Below are 17,082 nucleotides of genomic sequence, written 5' to 3'. Positions count from 1 at the left end.
ACGACATCGCCGAGACCACCCGGTGGTGGCAGCGGCACTTCGGGCTCACGGTCACCGTCGAACTCGACTGGTTCTCCAGTCTCAACCTCGGTGTCCCGGGGTACGAGATGAGCTTCATCCAGCGGGGCACGAGTCGACGCCCGAGCCGTGGCGGTCGCAGGAGGTCGCGGGGTCGATGGCCGGTTTCGTCGTCGAGGACGCGGCGGCGGAGTACGAGCGGCTGCGTTCGGAGGGGGTGAAGATCGTCAAGGAGCTGGTGGACGAGGTCTACGGACAGCGGCACTTCTTCGTCGAGGACCTCAACGGCTTCCTGATCGACATCATCGAGGTGATCCCGCCTTCACCGGAGTGGCTGGCCGCGAACGGGTTGGCCTGATACCGCTTCGGGTGAGTGGGGCCGCGCGTCACCGCCGTCGCCGCTAGCTTCGGTCTCCGATCCACACAGGACGGAGGAGTTGCGCATGCGCCGATGGGTGGTCGCCGCGATGGTGCTGGCGTCCCTGCTGATCCCGGGTACCGCTTCCGGGGCCGAGCAGGGCTGCAGGCTGGTTTCGCCCGAAGAAGGGGCGGTGCTGCCCAAGGGCGGCTCGTTCCGGTTCGAGGCGGTCGGCTGCTCGCCGAAGGCCCGGGGTCATCTGGCCAACGTCGTGCTGGTCGAGATGGCCATGAGCCGCGACGTCCGGGCCGACGAGAACGGGGACTGGTCGCTGGACTACGTGGTCAACGACTACTCGTTGAGTATGGAGACCCTGGTCTGGGTGCGGTTCGAGGACGGCACCCGCTCCACCTCGGTCAAGGTGCACATCGCCGACAGATAGCGCGATCCGTGAAGGCCTCTTTCCCCGGGGAAGGAGGCCTTCACGGCGTGGGGGACACTGGGGTGTGCCCGCGTTGCTGCCCGAAACCACCACGCCCGTCGACTCCGCGCTCCCCGAGAGCGCGCTGGAAGGGCTCGGCACGCGACCGTTCGGCGTCTACGTGCATGTGCCGTTCTGCGCGACCCGCTGCGGCTACTGCGACTTCAACACCTACACCGCCGGCGAGCTGGACAGCGGTTCGTCGCCGCAATCCTGGCTCGAAGGCCTCAAGCGCGAATTCGACCTGGCCGCGCGCGTGCTCGGGAAGCCGCCCGCGGTCGACACCGTCTTCGTCGGCGGCGGGACCCCGTCGCTGCTCGGCGCGGACGGCCTCCGCAGTGTCCTGGACGCGGTCCGCGACACGTTCGGGCTCGCCGCCGGTGCCGAGGTGACGACGGAGTCCAACCCCGAATCGACGTCCCCCGAGTTCTTCGCGGGCATCCGCGACGCCGGGTACACCCGGATTTCGCTCGGGATGCAGTCGGCCGCGGGGCACGTGCTGAAGATCCTCGACCGCGTGCACACCGTGGGCCGTCCCGTGGCGGCCGCCGAGGAGGCGCGCGCCGCCGGGTTCGAGCACGTCAACCTCGACGTCATCTACGGCACGCCGGGGGAGCGCGTCGAAGATCTCCAGGCCTCGCTCGACGCGGTGCTGGCCGCGGGGGTGGACCACGTCTCGGCGTACGCGCTGATCGTCGAGGAGGGCACCGCGCTCGCCCGCCGGATCCGCTGCGGCGAACTGCCCGCCCCGGACGACGACGTGCTCGCCGCCGACTACGAGATGATCGACCGCGTCCTCGCCTCGGCGGGTTTGCGCTGGTACGAGGTGTCCAACTGGGCGACGTCGGAGGAAGCCCGCTGCCGGCACAACATCGGCTACTGGCGCGGCGGCGACTGGTGGGGCGCGGGACCCGGCGCGCACAGCCACGTCGGCGGTGTCCGATGGTGGAACGTCAAGCATCCGGCCCGGTACGCGAGCGCGCTGGCCGCCGGGGACTCACCGGCCGCCGGCCGGGAACTGCTGACCGGTGAAGACCGGCATCTGGAACGCGTGATGCTGGAACTCCGGCTGTCCGAAGGACTTCCGCTCGACGCCCTTGACGACGACGGCCGGGCCGAAGCCCGCGCCGCCGCCGCCGAAGGACTGCTCGATCAGTCCGCTTTGGACGGTCGGGAGCGCGCGGTGCTCACCGACCGGGGGCGGTTGCTGGCCGACGGTCTGGTGCGCCGGCTCACCTGAGCGATCGGGCTCACGACAGCCCGAGTGCCCGGTCCACCCACCGGCCCACCGGCAGCGCGACGACGAGCGCCGCCAGTGCCAGGTGGACCAGCATGAACGCGACCGCGGCCGGGACGCTCGGCGGCCCGCCGAGGAACACGATCATATGCGACGCCCATTTCAGCTCGGTCGGTTTCGTCCCGGCGGACCAGACGTCGTTGAGCGCCCAGAACGTCAGGTCGTTGGCACCCGAGATGACCACCAGGATCGCCGCGATCCCGGTCTTGAGCACGTTCGCCGTCCGGCCGCCGCCGAGCCGGTAGGCCATCAGCCCGAACAGGACGATGAACGTCACGACGAACAGCTCGAACTGGTACACCGGCTGGAAGGCGTCCTCGTCGGTCGCGGCGTTGCGGGCGAACGCCTGGATCCGCATGACCAGCTCGGTGTCCAAATAGGACATGTAGACGAACACCGCGAGCACGATCAGCGCCGGACCCCACTTGGTGCGGGGGAAGAGCGCCACCGTGGCGACCGCGAACACGAACGGGCACAGCTTGAACGCCCAGTCCACGACGTTGTCCAGCGTCTGGTCCGGCGGCAGGATCACCATGATCAGCAGGGTGGTCACCACGGCCGGGACCGCGGCGACCAGCCACAGCCACTTGCGGTGGCGGTAGAGCGCGGGCACCCAGCCGGTCTTCGGCCCGGGTGCCGTGTCGGGCAGGGTGGCGGTCACAGGGTCTCCTTCTCCGCCCAGAACGGCCCGAGGGCGAGTCCGTCGACGTCGGTCTTCAGGTAGCAGGCCACGGCGTCGGCCGGGCTGGCGACGATGGGCTCGTTGTTGTCGTTGAACGAGGTGTTGACGACCATCGGCACCCCGGTGAGCTTCTCGAACTCGCTGATCATCCGGTAGTAGAGCGGATTGTCCGTCCTGCTCACCGTCTGCACGCGGGCGGTGCCGTCGACGTGGGTGATGGCGGGGACCTCGTCCCGTTTGTCCGGCAGGACGTCGAACACCAGCAGCATGACCGGCGACGGGTAGTCGCTGACGAAGTAGTCGCCCGCCCGTTCCTCCAGGCACGACGGCGCGAACGGCCGGAACGCCTCACGGTGCTTGACCTTCTCGTTCATCCGCGTCTTCGAGTCGGGGTCGCGCGGATCGGCCACCAGCGAGCGGTTGCCGAGCGCGCGCGGCCCGCATTCCATCCGGCCCTGCACCCAGCCGACGATCTTGCCTTCGGCGATCTTCGCGGCCGTGTGCGCGGCGATGTCGTCGACCTTGGTGTAGGCGACCCCGGCGTCCTGCAGCGCCAGCTCCATCTCCGCCTCGGTGTAGTCCGGGCCGGTGTAGGTGTAGCCGTCGCGCGGACGCGGCTTGCCGAACGTGCCGACCGACACCTCCAGCGCGGACCCGAGCGCGCAGCCGTCGTCGGCCGCCGCGGGCTGGGCGAAGAAGTCCTCGAACGGCGTCTCCAGCAGCAGGCGGCCGTTCATCACGCTGTTCAGCGCGACCCCGCCCGCCACGGAGAGCCGCTTCGACCCGGTCTCCCACTGCAGCCAGCGCGCCAGGTGCAGCCCGGCCTCCTCCAGTGTCACCTGCAGCGCGTAGGCGATGTCGCAGTAGTGCTGCGGTACGGGGTTCTCCGCGGTGACCCTGGTCTTGGGGCGGGCGGGACCGAACAGGTCGGTGAACTTCTTCGACATGACGTGCTTGCCGGTGCGGTGGTGCCCGAAGAAACTCAGGTCGAGTTCGTATCCGCCGTCGTCGTCGAGGTGGATCAGCTGCTTGAACGCGTCGACATAGGTGTCGTTGCCGAGCGGCGCCAGCCCCATGATCTTGCCTTCGTCCCGGGTGGGGTAGAAGCCGAGGTAGCCGGTGACACCGGCGTACATCGCGCCCAGCGAATGCGGGAACTTGATCCGGCGGATGTCGATGATCCGGTTTCCCTTGCCGTGGCCCAGATAGGTCGCGGTCCCGTCGCTGCCGATGCCGTCGAAGGTGAGCACCGCCGACTCTTCCCACGGCGAGATGAAGTACGCGCTGGCCGCGTGGGCCTTGTGGTGGTCGACCAGATGCGTCTTGAACTTCGTCGGCCCGGTCCATTCCGCGGCTTCCTTCACGTCCCGTTCGAGCGTGAAGGACCGTTTGATGTGCGCCAGCACCGCGCCGCCGACGTGATAGTCGTCGACCCCTTTGCCGCCACCGGTTTTGAAGGTCTCGACCATACCGGCCGAGGAGCCGCCCTCGTCACCGTTCGCGTTGCGGAACACCTCCAGCGTGCCGGGGAAATACCGCGCGAACACCTTCGCCGCGTGCACCCCTTCGCGCCAGCGCTGCCAGTAGTAGGCGACGTGGTCGACGTCGGCGAGCGTGATCCCGGCGCGGTCGAGGCAGAACCTGATGGCGTGCGCCGGAAAACCGCCGTCGTGCTTCACCCGGGTGAAACGCTCTTCTTCGGCGAACGCGATGATCTCGCCGTCGCGCACGAGCGCGGCCGCCGAATCGTGGACCCTGCTGATACCCAGTACGTACATGTTCCTTCTCCAGTGCGACATTCAGAGTTCGGGGTGGTGGCGGCGCAGCAGCCGCCGGAGCACGGTGGCCCGTGCGCCGATGGCGAAGACGAGGGCGGCGAACCCGCCGACCGGGCCCATCGCCGGGACCAGCGCCACCGCGGCCAGCGGGGTGGCGATCAGTCCGGCGATCGAGGCCGACGCGGTGAGGGTGAGGACCTTGCTGTTGGTGTTCTCGATCAGGAAGCCCGCGTAGAGCCGGACGGCGAACAGCACCGTTTCGGCCAGCACGAAGACACCGAGGACCAGGTAGGCGCCGGTGGTGCCTTCCGAGGTCAGCACCGCGCGGGCGGTGGGGATCGCCAGCGCGATCCCCACCGCGACGAGGAACACCAGCGCGCCCCACTCGACCAGCTTCAGCAGTTCCACCGCGCGAGCGCGGCCCGCCGCCGCGCCGCCGCCGCGCATCCGGCGTGAGATCGCGGGCTGGTGCAACCTCAGCTGATAGAACAGCAACGAGCAGAACGCGCTGCTCGCCAGCAGGGCGACGTAGAACGGTCCACTGTCGACGGTCCGGCCCGCCAGCGCGAGCACGCCGAACACCGTCGACGTCGCCAGGACGTCGAGCACCTCGGTCATCCCCAGCAGGACGGTGGTCCGGCCGAACGCCGGCAGGAGCCGGTGCCCGTCCACCTTGCCCGGACGCAGCCATTCCTTCGGCAGCAGCGCGGCGGAGAAGCCGAGGATGAGCAGGATCCCGCCGAGCAGCAGGCCGAGATGGGTCAGCGGCGACCAGCGGACGAACCAGGTGCCCGCGGTCACCGCGCCGACCACCAGCGCGCCCGCGGTGAAGGCCAAGGCGTCCAAAGTGGACTTGCCGCGGAACCGGTGCAGCCCGGAGACGGTCATCAGCAGCCCGCCGGAGATCGACCAGCCCGCGGCCGTCAGGTACAGCGCGGCGTCCGACTCCGGGGCGACGACCAGCGCGACCGCCATCGCCGCCAGCACCACGAGGACCGGCACGAAGGCGACCCGCACGGCCAGCGCCGCGACCGCGTCCCGCGTCATCCGCAGGCGTGGCAGGCATTTCAGCGCCGACTTCTCCGCCGAGGACGGCACGAAGTTCAGCCACGTCATCAAGCCGAGCGCGGTGGCGAACCGGCCGTAGTCGTGCGCTCCCCACGCGGTGACCAGGACCACGCCCATGGCCTGGATCGCCAGGCGGAAGGCGCCCCGGCCGGCGAGCAGCCGGAGCACCATCGCCGGCTTCGGCGCCGCGATCGCCGCGGTGCCGGGGCCGCCGGTGAGCGAGGTACCGGTCAAGGGAGCGGCACCGCCATGCCCTGCTCGTCGAGCAGGAACTTCAGGGTGCCGCGCAGTTCGTCCTCCGCCGCGAGCACTTCGGGCACGGTCGGTGCCGAAAGCACGGCGTAGCCCATCTTGTACCCGGCCTGTTCGTACGGCTTCACGAAGGAATCCTGTTCCGCGAACAGTTCCAGACTGCTCACCGCCGGCATGGCGCGGACCTCGTCGGTGCCTTCGATCCGCAGGATCCGGCCACCGCGGTCGGAGGCGAGGATGTGCACCAGCGTCGGTCGCGGGGAACGGGGCGAGAGCACGACCTCGTCCCCGGTCGCGGCGGCGATCCCGGCGGCGATCAGATCGACGCCGGTGCTGAGTTCGATCGCCTCCGCCAGGCCGTTCCCGCCCATCCGGGCGCCCATCTCGATCAGGTAGAACTTCCCGTCGCGGCCGAGAACGGCGTCGAGGGTGAGCGGCCCGGTGCGATAGCCGAGTTCGGCGCACAGCGCGCCGAGCATCAGCGGCAGGGCGCGGTCGACCACCGGCGGCAGCCCGGCGGGCAGGAGATGCGACGCCGTCACGAAGAACGGCGGCGGCGTGAGGGTGCGCCGGGTGACCGCGTGGAAGACGATCCGGCCGTCGACCACGAGCGCCTCGATCGTGTAGTGCGAGCCGTCGAGGTGTTCCTCCACGACGAGCCGCCCCGACGGCGAGAACGCGAGCGACTCGGTGAACGCCGTGGTCAGCCCACCCGGGCTCGCGCAGGAGATCACGCCGCGGCTCCCGGAGGAGTCGACCGGTTTCACCAGCGTGGGGAACCGCAGCTGCTGCGCGGCGAGGACGAGGTCCGGCCCGGGTTTCCCGCCGACACTGCGGTAGGTCGGCAGGCGCAGCCTGTCGCACAAGGCGCGGAAGACGGACTTGTCGACTGAAGCGGCGACGGCGGCTTCGGGCAGCGGGTCCGGCAGATTCCAGTGCCGGGTGAGCCAGGCGAGCGTGGGCAGCCCGACGTCACTCGCCGGGCAGAGCACCCCGGCGATGTCGTCCCGTCCCTCCAGCGCGGCCGCGATCTGTTCCGGCGCGCGGACACTGACCTGGACGAACTCGTCGGCGAGCGCCACCGCGGGCGCGGCCGCGCGGACGTCGACGCAGATGGTGCGGAAGCCCAGTTCCCGCGCCCGGTGGTACGTGCTGACCGAACCGTCGGCCCCGCCCAGGATGACCAGGCTCCTCGGTGCCGCCGTGTCTCCGGTTTTCTTCACTCCCGCTTGCCTTTCCCCAGGATGGATCCCGGCTTCCGCCGGGGTGTAGAGCAGGTCGTCCTCGTCGACCGGGAAGTTGGCCTCCCTGATGTAGAACTGCCGTGGTCTCGGCTGACCCGCGCCGACGACGACCAGATAGCGGACGGTCAGCGCGAGCACCGTCAGCACCACGGAGAACAGGGCGAACATCAGCGCCGAGGTCGCGGGCAGGCCGAGCAGGCCGAACGCGGTCGCGATCCCCGCCAGCAGCGAGATCCCGGCGGTCGACAGCGCGGTCACCGACGCCGCCGTCGTCAGGCGCCGGGTGAATCCGACGAACAGTTCGATGGCGTGCGAGGACAGGAAACCGAAGCCCACTTTGGACTCCCCGCGTTCCCGTGCGCGGTGTGCCACCGGGACGGTGGTGTAGCGGCTGGTCAGCCTGGGCACGGTGGCGAGGAAATACGGTGTCCCCAGGCGGAGGTCGACGATCTTGCGGGCCAGTTCGGTCCGGACCAGGCGGAAGGCCGTCGCCCCCGGCGGGATTTCGATGCGCAGCACGCGGCGGCCGAGGAAATGGAAGGCCGCGGTACCCCAGCGGCGCAATAACGGATCTTGCCGGTTGGTGCGCACACCGAAGACGGCGTCATTCCCCTCTTCCGCCGCGGCGATCAATTTCCCCGCCTCGGAAGCCGGGAACTGTTGATCGGCGTCTATGTGCAAGATCCAGGGCTTACCCGCGTAGCGATATCCCGCGGAAAAGGCGGCTTCGAACCCGAAATTGCGGGTGAAGGAGACGTATCGGACCCGGGGATCGGTATGCGTGAGCGCCCGGATGACATCGAGTGTCCCATCCGTACTGCCATCGTCCACATAGAGCAGTTCGAGTGGGTGATTTCCCAACGCGGAGACGATCTCCTGGTACGACGGCTCGACGTTGTCGACTTCGTTGAAGCACGGGACGACTACGGTGAGTCCGCTTTGCGCGGGACCGGGGACCGACCGGCTCATCTGTCGATCCCCTGCGGTGAGTGCGCTATTGTGTTCACAGCGTCACTCGTGGTGAGTTCACGGTTCATGCGTCCCCTTGACCCCAGGCGGCCGGCAGATCGTGCCGGCTCGAAAAGTTCCCGGTGTTATAGGCAGACTCGCTTTGTTCTCGCCAGGGTGTCCGGAAAATTCCTCCTTTCAGCTCAGTCGAAAAGGAGGGACTTCGCGGCGAGCCGGGTGAACTCCGCGCCACCTGTTCCCAAACCGGCGCGCATGACGCATGATTCCGCGCCATGTGGGAGTTGGGGGTGAACGCTGCCTGGCGGGCGGCCTATCGGCGTGCCGTGCGGTCGGCCTTCGCGACGGTGCCGTTCTACCGGGAGCGCTGGGCCCTGGACGGCAGAACGGATCCCGTGCTGGTACCCGGCCGGACCGGCACGGATTCCGGTGCGGCGGCGCTGGCCGAGGCGGTGCACAAGATCGTCGACCTGGTGCCGCTCGCCGGTGGCACGCGGCGGATCGAGCCGAACCGCGGGCTGGGCCCGGTGCTGCGCAAGGCGCGGGCGGTGGACGGCGACGCGCTGGTCGTGGTCCTCGGCGGCGACGGTCTACAGCCACCGGCGGACCTGCCCCGCGGAGTCCGGTGCTGTGTGGTGGATCCCGACGTCCCGTCGGCGGGGGTGCTCGCCGAACTGTCCGCCGCGCTCCGCCGGGGCCGCCGGGTGATCGCGGTCGGCGACGACAAGCAGCTCGCGGTGTTCGCCGCCGCGCTGCCCGAAGAACGCGCGTACCGGGTCGAGTCCGTACCGCGACGAGAACTGGACACAATGGACACCGGACCGTACGGCGTCCTGCACGATCCGGTGCTGGGCTACCTCGGCGCGCTGGAACCCTGTGGCCGCTGGCATCTCGACTGGCCCCGCGTCTACGCCCGCCCCACCACGGGCGGGCTCGCGTTCACCTTGCTGCGCCAGGATTCGCCGCGGTTCGTGGACGTGCTCCCCGCGGGCGGGGTACGCGGGGAGATCGCGCCCTGCCCCCGGCACGGGACCCCGGTCGTGCTCACGTGAAGATCCGGCTCCACGATCCCCGCACCGATCCCGTTCCCGTAGGCTGGACGGAGTTCGTCCCCGCCGCCCGGCTGCATCCGGTGTGGGACTACGAGGTGATGGGCCTCGACGGCTGGACCGCGCGGAACCCGCCGATGCTGGTCACCATCGCCGACGGCGCCGGGATCCTCGCCGCGCTGTCGGTCCTGGTCTGCCGTCCCCGGCTGCGGCCCCGGTTCGCGCCCACGCCGGGACATCGGCTGCTGCGGCCGTTCTGGGCGGAGGTGTGCCAGCCGTGGTTGAGCGGCTATCCGGGACTGGTGTTCGCTCCACGGGTCGCCGCGGCCGAACGCCGTCCGTTGATCCGGGAGTTCGAACGCGCTCTGCGCGGGCGGCTCGGGCCCGGGCTGCTGGGCGTGCTGTACCGGGCACTCGGGGAGGAGTTCGCGAAGGACCTCCGCGGACCCGGCAGGCTGGTGAAACACGTCGATTCGGTCGCGGTGCTGGAGAACCGGTTCGGCTCGGAGGACGAGTGGATCGCGTCGCTGCCCAAGTCGAGGCGTGGCGGGCTCCGGCGGCAGCGGCGCAGGCTCGCGGCCGACCCGGATCTGGTGGTCAAGGGCGGGCCGGGCCGGGAAGACGTGGACAGTGCCGAGGTCGCGGCGCTCATCCAGGCGCATCGTGAACGGCACGGCAGGCTCGCGCTCGATTCCCGGACGATGCCGTCCGCCGCCTTCCTGCGGCGGTTCCTGCGGCGGCCGGATGTGCACACGCTGACCTACACCGGCGCCGACGGCAGGCTGCTCGCGGTGAACACCCTGCTCGATCATCCGGACAGCCCGGCCAAACAGCATTGGGGCACGCTGCCGGTGACCGAGGGCGGGCGTCAGGGCCTGCTGTTCGACTCCTACATCCACGCCATGCGCTACGCCACGCGACGCGGCGTCAAGGAACTCACCGCGGGGCGCGGGCTGCCCGAACTCAAGGCGACGCTGGGTTTCCGGGCGCGGCCGGTGTACACCGCGGCCGTGCCGAGGCCGGTACTGGGATGGTGACGATGAAGGTGGCGGCGCCGGGCACCGCGCTGGAGGTCGAGGTGCTCGACCCGAGGAACGCGGCCGAACCCGAGGGCTGGCGCGGTTTCCTGCGCCGGTCGAAGCTGTGGCCGGTGTGGGAGTACGAGGTCCTGCGCCGGGAGGCGTGGCTGGCGAAGAATCCGGCGGTGCTCGCGGTGATCCGCCGGGGCGGCGAGATCGCGGGCGCGCTCACCGTCATGGTGTGCCGTGGCTGGCGGGCCGGTGACTTCGCGCCGGTTTCCGTCCGGGGCGGGCGGTTCCGGCCGCGCTGGGCCGAGGCCTACCTCTGGCAGCTGAGCGGATACCCGGCCTGTGTACTCGACGACCGGCTGGACGAAGTCGAGCGACGGCAGGCGATCCGCCGGTTCGAGCAGGCGCTCTGCGCTCATCTCGGCCCGGGGCTGCTGGGATTGATCTACCGTGCGATGAATCCGGAGCTCCTGCCCGCGCTCGACGGACGCGGCCGAGTCTCCCGCGAGATCGATCCGGCCGCCGTACTGTCCAACACCTACTCCACTGTGGACGATTGGGAGCGGGGACTCGGCGAAGAGACGCGGAAGACCCTGCACGGCCTGCGGATCGACGAAGACCTGTGGACCGAAGCCGGTACCGCGCGGACGGATCTGGACGTCCATGAACTGTCCGTCCTGCTCAACGCCCACCGGGCCAGGCAGGACGACCGGGCCTGGGCCGAGGGACAGCGCTCCCGGATCGGCGGGCTGCACATGGACACCCGGAGCCCGATCGCACCGTCCTATCTGGACGCGCTCGTGCAGCGCACGGACGTGATCACCCGCACCTATCACGACGGATCCGGGCGGCTGCTGGGTTTCGGCACGCTGTTCGACGCCGAGGACGGGTGCGCGCTGCATCAGTGGGCCGCGCTGCCGAGCGCGAGCGGCGGAAGGAAGGGCCTCTATGTCGACTTTTACGCCAGGGGAGTGGAACACATGATCGCCGGCAAGCGTCCCGAACTGACCGCGGGCCGGGCGATGCTGGCCGCCAAGTCGGCGCTCGGCTTCGGCACCCGCGCCCTGGTGTCGGTCGCCGTACCGAGACCGGTGCTCGGCCGATGACCTGGCAGGTGCGGGTACTCGACCCGCGGACCGATCCGGAACCCGAGGGCTGGGCGGACTTCCTCGTCGCGCAACAGGCGCCCGTCCCGTGGGACTACCACTTGCTCCGGGTGGAGTCGCGGTTCTCCCGCAGTCCCAACGTGCTCACCGTGATCAGCGACGGCGGCGAGATCGTCGCCGCGGTACTGGCGATGCTGTGCGCCCCCGTCTCCCCGGAACGGCCGGGCGCGGTGCGCGGGATGGCGAGACTGGGCCCGCGCTGGGTCGAGGTCCAGCACGCGTGGCTTTCCGGGTACCCGCCGTGGCTGTTCGCGGACGGGGCCGACGCCGCCGACCGGCGGGAGATCATGCGGCGGTTCGAGCGGGCCGTCTGCCGGTTCACCGGCCCCGGCTGCCTCGGCGTCGTCTACCGGACCGTGCCGCCGGACGCGCTCGGCATGGTGTCCGGCCGGGGCAGGCCGGTACGGGACACGATGCCGACTTCGGTGCTGGAGAACAGATTCGTCGACGTCGAGGGCTGGCTGGCGTCCCTGCGCCGGAGCAGGCGGCTGAGCCTGCGCGGCCAGGCGAAGAAGATCGCGGCGGATCCGGACGTCGTCGTCCGCACCGAGGCCGCCCGCACCGATCTGGACGCCCTCGAACTCGCCACCCTGCTGCGCGAGCACCGGGCGCGGATGGGGGTGGTGAAATTCGACCGGCGCGGCCCGATCACCGCCGAGTACCTGGGCGAACTCGTCCGCAGGCCGGACGTGATCACCTCGACCTACCACGACGCCGAGGGACGGCTGCTCGCGTTCACCAACGTGCTCGACCATCCCGTGGCGCCGCTGCACCAGCACTGGGCCGCGGTGGCCCCGGAAGAAGGGCGGCCGAAGCACCTGTACTTCGAGGCCGTCGTCCGGAACGTGCGCTACATGATCGAAGGCAACCGCAAATCGCTGTCGATGGGCCGGGGACTGACCGAGCTGAAGGCCACCCTGGGTTTCCAGCCGGTTCCGCTGCTCGGGGTCGTCGTGGCCAGGCCGGTGACCCGATGGTGATCGAGGTGCTCGACCCCCGGCGCGACCCGGAGCCCGCGTACTGGGGCGCGCTGCGGGCCAAGGCCGGTCTGCGCGCGGACTGGAGCTGGGAGGTGCTCACCACCCAGGCGTGGTCGGCGCGGACCGCGCAACCGATCGCCGTCCTGCTCGAAAATGGTGAGCCGGGTGGCGTGGTCAGCTCCGCGTGGGTCACCGGACTCACCCGGCGGCACCGGTTCGCCAGGCCGTCGGGACGCGGGCGGCTCGGCGGGCTCGACATCCGCGCACCCGGTTCCGGGGCGATACCGGGCTGGTGGTTCGACGCCGAGGACGACGACGGCGGGGTCGGCAGCCTGCTGGAGTCGTTCGTCCCGGCGATGCGGGGCGAACTCGGCTTCGGCCTGCGGGGGCTTCTGATCCGGCAGGTGGGTGAGTCCGGAGTGGACAGTGTCCGGGGCGGGCTGAAGATGGTGCGCCGGACCGAGGACATCGCCGTACTCGACGTCTCGCCGTTCACCTGCCGGGACGATTGGATGTATTCGCTGGCCAGGAAGCGGAAACAGAACCTGCGCAAGATCTTCCGTACCTTCGACGCCGATTCCTCGGTCGAGGTCCGGATGCGTCCCGGTGCCGAGGCCGATCCGGTCGAGGTCGCGGAACTGCTGCGGTACAACGAAACCAAACATCACGACGTACCGATCGTGCCGCTCCCGGCGTTCGTGGGGTACGTGAGCGCGCTGCTGCGGCAGCCGGACGTGCACGTCGTCGAGTACCGCGAGACGACCACGGGCCGGGCGCTCGCCGTCGCGACCGTCCTCGACCATCCCACCCTGCCGATCGCCCGCCATTGGGCGGCGCTGCCCCCGGAACTGGGCGGGCGGCCCAATCTGTACTTCCACTTCTACGGCGAGGCCGTGCGCTGGGCGGTGGAGGCCGGACGGCCCGAGGTGGTGTTCGGCAAGAAGATGTCGGAGATGAAGGCGTCGCTCGGGGCCCGGCTGGTGCCGCAGTACGCGGCCGCGGTCGCCCTGCTGTCTTAGGCGGCGGTTGTCCCCAGCCCGGCCCGTGAAGGCCTCCTTCGCTACCTTCAGGGTAGGGAAGGGGCCCTTCACGGACTCGATGGTCGCCACAAATGGCCGCCAGCACCACTAGTCACAACGGTGGCGCGTGAAGGCCCCCTTCCCTCGGCTCAGCCGAGGAAACTCGGCCTTCACACCTTGCCGAGTACATGATGGCCCCTTTCTTGCGCCAGGCGCAAGAAAGGGGCCATCATGTACTCCCGCGGAACCCAAGGCACCGGCGACCGGGCCGGTCAAGTCTCGTGAGTGGTAATGACGGTTAGAACCGTCATTACCACTCACGAGGCCGGTCGGGAACGCGCCAGGCCGCTCAGGAAAAGGTCGATGGCGAACTCGAACCGTTCCTGCGCGGTCTCCGCGGAGAAGTACTCGCCCGCCCCCAGCAGATTCGGGAATGTGCCCGGCGGGAACGACGTCATGTACTCGACCATCTGCCTGCCGCGTTCCTCCTGCACGGTGACGTCGATGTCGCCGTACTGCCAGCCGGCGCCCTCGTAGGCGTAAGCCTTGGTGTAGAGCCACAACGCGTCGGCCGCGAACAGGGCGCGCTTCAGGTCCAGCCCGCCCGCGCGCAGGATGGCGAGCATCGCCTCCGCCTGGTGCAACGCGTTCGCGCCGGTCGGGACCGGGACGGCCCACGCGATCTTCGCGATCCCGGGGAACGCGGTCAGCGCCCGCACGTTCTGCCGCAGCAGTTCCTTCGCCTGGTCCACCCAGCGGTCCGGATCGGGCTCGGGGATCGGGCCGAAGTCGAGGACGTGATCGACCATCAGCTCGTGGAGCTCTTCCTTGTTCGCGACGTGGGCGTAAAGCGACGCCGGACCGGTCTCCAGCGCCTGTGCGACGCGCCGCATGCTCACCGCCTCCAGCCCCTCGGCGGCGAGGAGGTCCAGTGCCGTCTTAACCACGAGCTCCTGGGACAGCACGGGTTTCTCGGCGCGACGCCGGGGCCTGCTCACTTCGTTCGCCTCCTGATCCGGGGTTCACCGGGAACTCTACTTGACGCGAACAGTGTTCGTCTGTAGAACGGTGTTCGTAACACGAACACTGTTCGTCCAACTGGAGGGCATCATGACCGAATCCCGTACCGAAGTCCTGGCCGTACTGGGCCGCCTCGCCGACGCGTGGAATGAGGGCGACGCCGCCGCGTACGCGCGGTTGTTCACCGAAGACGCCGACTACGTGACGTTCTTCGGGACGAACATGCCGGGCCGCGCGGTCATCGAAAGCGCGCACCGGGCGCTGTTCGAGGGCCCGCTCAAGGGGTCGAAACTGGCCGACGGCGGCGGCGAGCCCAAGGTCCGGTTCATCCGGCCGGACGTCGCGATCGTCGTGGCGGGCGGTGGGTCGTCCCTGGCGGGCGGCAAGCCCGAGCCGGGCCGGGAATCGACGCTGACGTATGTGCTCGTGAAGGAATCCGGCGGCTGGCGCGTCGCGTCGTTCCAGAACACGCGGGTGAGCGACCCGGCCGCGAGGGGTTGATCGGATGACGGGAGACCCGGCCCGGTCAACCGGCGGAGGGCGTACGCTCGGTTAGGTTGACCTAAGCTGCAGGAAAGGAATCGCGCATGGCCGAGGCGCGGAGGCCGGTGTCGGGGACCCGTTTGCGGGTGCTGCGTACCGAGCGGATCACCCCGCATATGGTCCGGATCGTGGCGGGGGGCGAAGGGATCGCCTCGTTCCAGCCGAACGAATTCACCGACGCCTACGTCAAGGTGCACTTCCGGGTCCCCGGTGTCACCTATCCCGAGCCGTTCGACCTGGCGCGTATCCGCGAAGAACTGCCGCGCGAGCAGTGGCCGCGGATGCGCTCCTACACCGTCCGGGCCTTCGACCGGAATCTCGGCGAGCTGGTCCTCGACTTCGTCCACCACGGTGACGAGGGGGTCGCCGGACCGTGGGCGGCCGCCGCGAAACCCGGCGACGAACTGGTGATCTCCGGTCCCGGCGGGGCGTACAGGCCGGGCGAGGAGGCCGACTGGCACCTGCTCGCCGGGGACGAGAGCGCCCTGCCGGCGATCGCCGCGTCACTCGAGGCGATGACGGCGGGCGTTCCCGCGCACGCCGTCATCCTCGTGGAGGACGCCGCCGAGGAGCAGTCGCTGACCACCAAGGCCGACGCGCGGATCACCTGGCTGCACCGGAGCCGCGGCGACGATCTCGCGGCCACCGTCCGCGCGCTGGACTGGCCGGAGGGTGTCGTGCAGGCGTTCGTCCACGGCGAAGCCGGATTCGTCCGCGACCTGCGCCGCCACCTGCTGGACGACCGGGGGATGCGGCGCGACCTGCTGTCGATCTCCGGCTACTGGCGGATCGGGAAGACCGACGAGGCGTGGCGACTGGAGAAGCAGGCCGAGCGGAACGCGTAGCCTCGGTCACATGCTCGAGCTGAAGGTGGACGTCGACCCGGCCGAGGTGGGTTTCGACGCGGAACGGTTGAAGCGGATCGACCGGCATTTCGACGGGTACCTGGAGCGGAATCTGCTTCCCGGATACCTGGCCGTGGTGAGCAGGAACGGGAAGGTCGCGCATCTCGCGTCGAACGGGTCACGCGACATCGAGGCCGGGCTGCCGGTCGAGACCGACACGATCTGGCGCGTCTATTCGATGACGAAGCCGGTCACCTCGGTCGCCGCGATGATGCTCGTCGAAGAGGGACTCATCGACCTCGCCGACCCGATCGCGCGGTGGCTGCCGGAATTCGCGGAGCCACGGGTCTTCACGAAGGGCTCTTCGGTCCGGATGGCGACCGAGCCCGCCACCGAGCCGATCCGGCTCTGGCATCTGCTCACGCACACCGCGGGCCTCACCTACGGTTTCCACCGCACGCATCCGGTCGACGCGCTCTACCGGGAGGCCGGGTTCGACTGGGGGACGGCACCGGGGCTCGACCTGGCCGGGGTCTCCGAGGCGATCGCGCGGCAGCCCTTGCTGTTCCAGCCCGGGTCGGAATGGAACTATTCGGTCGCGACGGACATCCTCGGCAGGCTCGTCGAGGTCGTCTCCGGCCGGTCCCTCGACACCTTCTTCGCCGAGCGGATCTTCACGCCGCTCGGCATGTACGAGACCGGTTTCCAGGCCGACCCCGGTGCCCTCGACCGGCTGGCCGCCCTCTACGTGCCCGATCCGAAGACCAAGGCGCCCCTGCGGCACGACCTGATGGGTGCCGTCGGCCGGGTCGCGCCCACGTGTCTCTCCGGCGGTGGCGGCCTGGTCTCCACGGCGGGCGACTACCACCGTTTCACGCAGATGTTGCTGCGTGGCGGCGAACTCGACGGTGTCCGGCTGCTCGGCCCGCGCACGGTGCGGCTTATGGCGAGCAACCATCTGCCCGGCGGCGTGGATCTGGAGACCTACGGGCGGCCCTCGTTCTCCGAGGCGCCCTACCACGGTTTCGGCTTCGGACTGGGCTTTTCCGTGCTCGACGATCCGGTGAAGGCCAAAACCACCGCCAGCGCCGGGGAATTCGCCTGGGGCGGCGCGGCCAGTACCGCCTTCTGGGTCGATCCGGCCGAGGACATCACGGTGCTGTTCCTCACCCAGCTGCTGCCGTCGTCGTCCTATCCGATCCGCGTCGAACTGCGTCATCTGGTCTATCAGGCGCTGACCGGCTGATCCTCTTCGGGCAGTCCATCAGGCGAATCCTTTACCGCGCAA

General features: G+C 69.8%; 16 protein-coding genes and 2 pseudogenes. 11 read left to right on the top strand and 7 right to left on the bottom strand.

Going from position 1 to position 17,082, the window contains the following annotated elements:
• Positions 1–175: 175 nt before the first annotated feature.
• The 3 genes from L324_RS43645 to hemW all read left to right on the top strand — a co-directional run bounded on the left by L324_RS43645 (position 176) and on the right by hemW (position 2,097).
• The gene (locus L324_RS43645) at positions 176–376 is read left to right on the top strand and encodes a VOC family protein (protein WP_235783589.1); all 201 of its coding nucleotides are present in this window, start codon (positions 176–178) and stop codon (positions 374–376) included.
• Positions 377–461: 85 nt separating this feature from the next.
• Positions 462–818: a hypothetical protein gene (locus tag L324_RS20155; RefSeq protein ID WP_037310579.1), complete on the top strand. Its 357-nt coding sequence runs from the start codon at positions 462–464 to the stop codon at positions 816–818.
• 64 nt (positions 819–882) lie between these two features.
• Positions 883–2,097, top strand: coding sequence for a radical SAM family heme chaperone HemW (gene hemW, locus L324_RS20150; protein ID WP_037310576.1), 1,215 nt, complete (start codon positions 883–885; stop codon positions 2,095–2,097).
• 10 nt (positions 2,098–2,107) lie between these two features.
• On the opposite strand, the gene L324_RS20145 is transcribed toward hemW, so the two are convergent.
• The 6 genes and pseudogenes from L324_RS20145 to L324_RS44300 form a co-directional block, all read right to left on the bottom strand.
• Positions 2,108–2,815, bottom strand: a complete 708-nt coding sequence (locus tag L324_RS20145) for a hypothetical protein (RefSeq protein ID WP_037310573.1) — start codon at positions 2,813–2,815, stop codon at positions 2,108–2,110.
• Positions 2,812–4,614 carry a carbamoyltransferase family protein gene (locus L324_RS20140; protein WP_037310570.1) on the bottom strand — a complete coding sequence of 601 codons (1,803 nt, stop codon included), beginning with the start codon at positions 4,612–4,614 and terminating at the stop codon, positions 2,812–2,814. Before L324_RS20140 ends, L324_RS20145 begins: the two co-directional genes overlap by 4 nt.
• A gap of 21 nt (positions 4,615–4,635) precedes the next feature.
• Positions 4,636–5,916: a hypothetical protein gene (locus L324_RS20135; protein ID WP_037310567.1), complete on the bottom strand. Its 1,281-nt coding sequence runs from the start codon at positions 5,914–5,916 to the stop codon at positions 4,636–4,638.
• On the bottom strand, positions 5,913–6,179 hold the full coding sequence (locus L324_RS44310) for a hypothetical protein (protein ID WP_438938460.1): 267 nt from the start codon (positions 6,177–6,179) through the stop codon (positions 5,913–5,915). Before L324_RS44310 ends, L324_RS20135 begins: the two co-directional genes overlap by 4 nt.
• 51 nt (positions 6,180–6,230) lie before the next feature.
• Positions 6,231–6,809: pseudogene (locus tag L324_RS44305) on the bottom strand (ATP-grasp domain-containing protein); the annotation flags it as partial.
• A 378-nt stretch (positions 6,810–7,187) separates the two neighbouring features.
• Positions 7,188–8,147, bottom strand: a pseudogene (locus L324_RS44300) (glycosyltransferase family 2 protein); the annotation flags it as partial.
• Between the two features lie 323 nt (positions 8,148–8,470).
• On the opposite strand from L324_RS44300, the gene L324_RS20125 reads away from it, so the two are divergent.
• The 5 genes from L324_RS20125 to L324_RS20105 are packed head-to-tail and all read left to right on the top strand — an operon-like array spanning position 8,471 to position 13,386.
• Entirely contained in the window at positions 8,471–9,196 is a 726-nt protein-coding gene (locus L324_RS20125) for a hypothetical protein (RefSeq protein WP_037310836.1), read from the top strand.
• The gene (locus tag L324_RS20120) at positions 9,193–10,230 is read left to right on the top strand and encodes a GNAT family N-acetyltransferase (RefSeq protein ID WP_037310562.1); all 1,038 of its coding nucleotides are present in this window, start codon (positions 9,193–9,195) and stop codon (positions 10,228–10,230) included. Before L324_RS20125 ends, L324_RS20120 begins: the two co-directional genes overlap by 4 nt.
• Positions 10,224–11,327 (top strand): hypothetical protein, encoded by a 1,104-nt coding sequence (locus tag L324_RS20115; RefSeq protein WP_037310559.1) that lies wholly within the window; start codon positions 10,224–10,226, stop codon positions 11,325–11,327. The genes L324_RS20120 and L324_RS20115 overlap by 7 nt, the downstream gene beginning before the upstream one ends.
• Positions 11,324–12,367, top strand: coding sequence for a hypothetical protein (locus L324_RS20110; RefSeq protein ID WP_037310556.1), 1,044 nt, complete (start codon positions 11,324–11,326; stop codon positions 12,365–12,367). The genes L324_RS20115 and L324_RS20110 overlap by 4 nt, the downstream gene beginning before the upstream one ends.
• Positions 12,361–13,386: a GNAT family N-acetyltransferase gene (locus L324_RS20105; protein WP_152546927.1), complete on the top strand. Its 1,026-nt coding sequence runs from the start codon at positions 12,361–12,363 to the stop codon at positions 13,384–13,386. The genes L324_RS20110 and L324_RS20105 overlap by 7 nt, the downstream gene beginning before the upstream one ends.
• Before the next feature lie 317 nt (positions 13,387–13,703).
• On the opposite strand, the gene L324_RS20100 is transcribed toward L324_RS20105, so the two are convergent.
• The gene (locus L324_RS20100) at positions 13,704–14,384 is read right to left on the bottom strand and encodes a TetR/AcrR family transcriptional regulator (RefSeq protein WP_152546926.1); all 681 of its coding nucleotides are present in this window, start codon (positions 14,382–14,384) and stop codon (positions 13,704–13,706) included.
• Positions 14,385–14,496: 112 nt separating this feature from the next.
• On the opposite strand from L324_RS20100, the gene L324_RS20095 reads away from it, so the two are divergent.
• From L324_RS20095 to L324_RS20085, 3 genes are all read left to right on the top strand, one after another.
• A complete protein-coding gene (locus tag L324_RS20095) occupies positions 14,497–14,907 on the top strand; it encodes an SgcJ/EcaC family oxidoreductase (RefSeq protein WP_037310553.1) in 411 nt (136 codons plus the stop codon).
• 86 nt (positions 14,908–14,993) lie between these two features.
• Positions 14,994–15,794: a siderophore-interacting protein gene (locus L324_RS20090; RefSeq protein ID WP_037310550.1), complete on the top strand. Its 801-nt coding sequence runs from the start codon at positions 14,994–14,996 to the stop codon at positions 15,792–15,794.
• 10 nt (positions 15,795–15,804) lie between these two features.
• Positions 15,805–17,040, top strand: coding sequence for a serine hydrolase domain-containing protein (locus L324_RS20085; protein WP_037310547.1), 1,236 nt, complete (start codon positions 15,805–15,807; stop codon positions 17,038–17,040).
• Positions 17,041–17,082: the final 42 nt, after the last annotated feature.

The organism is Amycolatopsis orientalis DSM 40040 = KCTC 9412, assembly GCF_000478275.1.
In the GTDB taxonomy this organism is placed as follows: domain Bacteria; phylum Actinomycetota; class Actinomycetes; order Mycobacteriales; family Pseudonocardiaceae; genus Amycolatopsis; species Amycolatopsis orientalis.
Note: the sequence above shows the minus strand (reverse complement) of the source record. Positions and strands in the feature narration are given on the sequence as shown.

Coding starts and splice junctions, on each gene's coding strand:
- L324_RS20140 (WP_037310570.1), bottom strand. CDS start 4,614: ATGTACGTACTGGGTATCAGCAGGGTCCACGATTCGGCGGCCGCGCTC.
- L324_RS20115 (WP_037310559.1), top strand. CDS start 10,224: ATGGTGACGATGAAGGTGGCGGCGCCGGGCACCGCGCTGGAGGTCGAG.
- L324_RS20095 (WP_037310553.1), top strand. CDS start 14,497: ATGACCGAATCCCGTACCGAAGTCCTGGCCGTACTGGGCCGCCTCGCC.
- L324_RS20105 (WP_152546927.1), top strand. CDS start 12,361: ATGGTGATCGAGGTGCTCGACCCCCGGCGCGACCCGGAGCCCGCGTAC.
- L324_RS43645 (WP_235783589.1), top strand. CDS start 176: ATGGCCGGTTTCGTCGTCGAGGACGCGGCGGCGGAGTACGAGCGGCTG.
- L324_RS20155 (WP_037310579.1), top strand. CDS start 462: ATGCGCCGATGGGTGGTCGCCGCGATGGTGCTGGCGTCCCTGCTGATC.
- L324_RS20110 (WP_037310556.1), top strand. CDS start 11,324: ATGACCTGGCAGGTGCGGGTACTCGACCCGCGGACCGATCCGGAACCC.
- L324_RS20090 (WP_037310550.1), top strand. CDS start 14,994: ATGGCCGAGGCGCGGAGGCCGGTGTCGGGGACCCGTTTGCGGGTGCTG.
- L324_RS20085 (WP_037310547.1), top strand. CDS start 15,805: ATGCTCGAGCTGAAGGTGGACGTCGACCCGGCCGAGGTGGGTTTCGAC.